Annotated in this window: 1 protein-coding gene; it reads left to right on the top strand. The window is 63.3% G+C overall.

Translation table 11 applies throughout. The features are described 5' to 3' along the window. Positions 1 to 508: ParA family protein (locus FK530_RS24250; RefSeq protein ID WP_146489410.1), on the top strand; the 508-nt coding region annotated here is incomplete at its 5' end. Between the last annotated feature and the right edge of the window lie 508 nt (positions 509 to 1,016).

The following is a 1,016-nucleotide window of genomic DNA, read 5'->3' as shown; positions in this document are numbered from 1 at the left end:
CTCCGGTGCAGAGATTGGGATGGTGGACCTGCCTCGGCGGGGGTATCTGCTCTCAGATGCTCTCTCGGAGTCCCTCTCACTGCACAGGGACGTGGACATCGTCCTCATCGACTGCCCTCCCTCCCTGGGCCTGGTGACACTGAATGCGCTGGTCGCGACGGATCAGGTGCTGATCCCCATCCAGACGGAGTACTACGCACTCGAGGGGCTCAGTCAGCTCTGGTCCACGATTCGACGGATCAGTCAGGATCTCAATCCCGGACTGCATGTCTCCTCGATCCTCCTGACCATGGCAGATCGGCGCACGAACCTGAGCCAAGAGGTCGAGCAAGAGGTGAGGACCCACTTCCCTGAACAGACGCTCGAGACGGTGATTCCGCGGTCGGTGCGGGTTTCGGAGGCGCCGAGCTACGGTCAGAGTGTGATCACCTATGATCCGCGGAGCACGGGTGCCTTGGCCTACCGCAAGGCGGCGCTCGAGATCAGTAGACGTCTCGCTCAGGACTGAGTACAGCGATCACCGGGTTGTGACCGTGCGCCCGCCCGGGAAGGATCATGCGAACCCGCGACACGCGACATGCGCGGAGAGACGTGTCAATGATGGGACAATGGCGCAGACGGCGCTCGAGCGATGTTTCACGTGAAACATCGTCGAACGGCTCTCGAGGACGACGGAGGATGACCGAGTGACTGGTAGGCAGCGGCCGAGCGGGGAAGCGGGACAATCCCGAATGCTGACATCCGCAGTGAGCGACGACGTCGAACGCCCGGAGGACACCGCTCCCGTCGGGCAGCATGCGGCCGCGTCTGACGAGTCACACGGTGGTCACAAGCCGTCCAAGTCAGCCAAGCCATCCAAGCCGTCAGAGGGAAGCGCGCACAGGACAGGGCGGCGCAGTGGACTCGGGCGAGGACTGGCAGCTCTGATTCCCAATGCGGAGGAACAGGGCGATGCGCAGAGCGCACGCCCGTTGGATGTGTTGTTCCCGGGACGTGCAGATGAGCGAACCTCGGTG

The sequence above is a fragment of the Tsukamurella conjunctivitidis genome, from assembly GCF_007858475.1.
Classification (GTDB): domain Bacteria; phylum Actinomycetota; class Actinomycetes; order Mycobacteriales; family Mycobacteriaceae; genus Tsukamurella; species Tsukamurella conjunctivitidis.
The sequence above is the reverse complement of the archived record's forward strand: the minus strand, read 5'-3'. Positions and strand labels throughout refer to the sequence as shown.